The 1519-nt window shown below is 30.7% G+C and carries 2 protein-coding genes; both read left to right on the top strand.

Going from position 1 to position 1519, the window contains the following annotated elements; genetic code table 11:
• Window positions 1-87: 87 nt before the first annotated feature.
• Window positions 88-264, top strand: a complete 177-nt coding sequence (locus LZ11_RS13105) for a LytTR family transcriptional regulator DNA-binding domain-containing protein (protein ID WP_148868126.1) — start codon at window positions 88-90, stop codon at window positions 262-264.
• A 310-nt stretch (window positions 265-574) separates the two neighbouring features.
• Complete coding sequence (locus tag LZ11_RS12220; protein WP_148868125.1) at window positions 575-1351, top strand: hypothetical protein; 777 nt, start codon at window positions 575-577, stop codon at window positions 1349-1351.
• Window positions 1352-1519: the final 168 nt, after the last annotated feature.

The following is a 1519-nucleotide window of genomic DNA, read 5'->3' as shown; positions in this document are numbered from 1 at the left end:
GATTATTTCTTTTAAGTCTAAAAATAAAATTCCAATTGTTTACAACAGCGAAGTGGTTTTTCTTGACGAGGATGAAATAGTAATGCTTTGTGTAGACAAGAAAAAATTGAAATATTTACGCCCAAAGGAGAAAAATACAAATATAAGGGTCCGTTAAAATACTTCGAAAAGAGATTGTCTAAAGATAAATTTTTACGCACCCATAAATCTTATCTTGTTAACTTAGACTATGTAAAAAAAATTAGCAGTTATTATAACGAGTGAAATAGAGTTTGACTGTATACAGGAGAAAGCAATAATTAGCAGAACCGGCATGAAAAAACTTAAAAAAATTATTATATCATATAAAACCAAAAATTAATAAAATTAGGATGCAAATTTAACTGTTCATACCAGAAAAATAACATTTTGGGTAAGTAATTCATTTGTAAGAAAATGTGGTAAATTATGGATAAATTCAATTAACAAAATCTTTTTCAATTTTAAACATTAGGGGGTGCTTAAAGTGACTTGATATCCACTCAAAAGTTGCTTTATTACTGTTAAGGCTAAAATATGAAAGGAGTTGGTGAAAATGAAGAAAGTTCAAATTTTAGTCCTTGTATTTATTTTAACCATTAGCTTTATAAAACCTACTATTGCTTTAGCTCATGTACCTCCATTTTATTGTCAAGCTCCAGGTAATTATGAAGGAGGTTATTGGGGAGAAGGGGTTCCCGATGCTAAGAAACAGGAAATTGCAAAAGAGGGATGTGCTATTACATGTTGCGCAATGGTATTATATCCCAGTAAAGCTTATATTTATGATGAAAGAGTTAACAAACAGCAATATTCTACTGCAGATCCTTATGTAGTTTATAGAGCTAATGGAGATGATGTCTTGGCTAATTGGGAAACTATAAGAAAAGCATTTGGGTGGAGCAAATATTATCATATTTATTTTAGCGGGTATGATGCTTCTGAAAAGGCAATTGAACTTGATGAATATCTTGATGCAGGTAAACATCCAATAGGAAGAATTCCTGGGCATTTTATAACTTTTGTTAGTTCGGAAATAATAGGTCCTGTTTCTATTGAGAAAGATGCTAAATTAAATCAGGGTATTGGAATAAGTCAAGATCCAAAAGTTGTTACTGAGGATGAGATTGATCCCTTAACTGATGAAGAATTGGAAAAATTTTTTGGAGATGTACCGCCTATAAAATCTAGATTCTCTATTCAAAGTACAATGTACGATTGGTCTTTTAAGATTCATGACCCAGGGACAAGATATGGTAAAAATATCTATTTTGCAGATAATATAAAAGATGCTTCACTAAATGACTTGGATAGAATAACTATATTTGAATAATGAATAAAGGTTTGAGTGAGATGTATAGACTTAAAATAATATCTTTGATCTTATTTTTTCTTTTGTCTCTTATTGGCTGTTTTTTGCAAGAGGAAATTCCCCATTTTTGCAAAGATTTTTCCCCAGGCACCGGTGGGGAATTTTTATGTTAACTTAATTGCCTCATGA

The organism is Thermosediminibacter litoriperuensis, assembly GCF_008124715.1.
Lineage (GTDB): Bacteria > Bacillota > Thermosediminibacteria > Thermosediminibacterales > Thermosediminibacteraceae > Thermosediminibacter > Thermosediminibacter litoriperuensis.
This window is presented reverse-complemented; position numbering and strand designations above follow the sequence as displayed.

Coding starts and splice junctions, on each gene's coding strand:
- LZ11_RS12220 (WP_148868125.1), top strand. CDS start 575: ATGAAGAAAGTTCAAATTTTAGTCCTTGTATTTATTTTAACCATTAGC.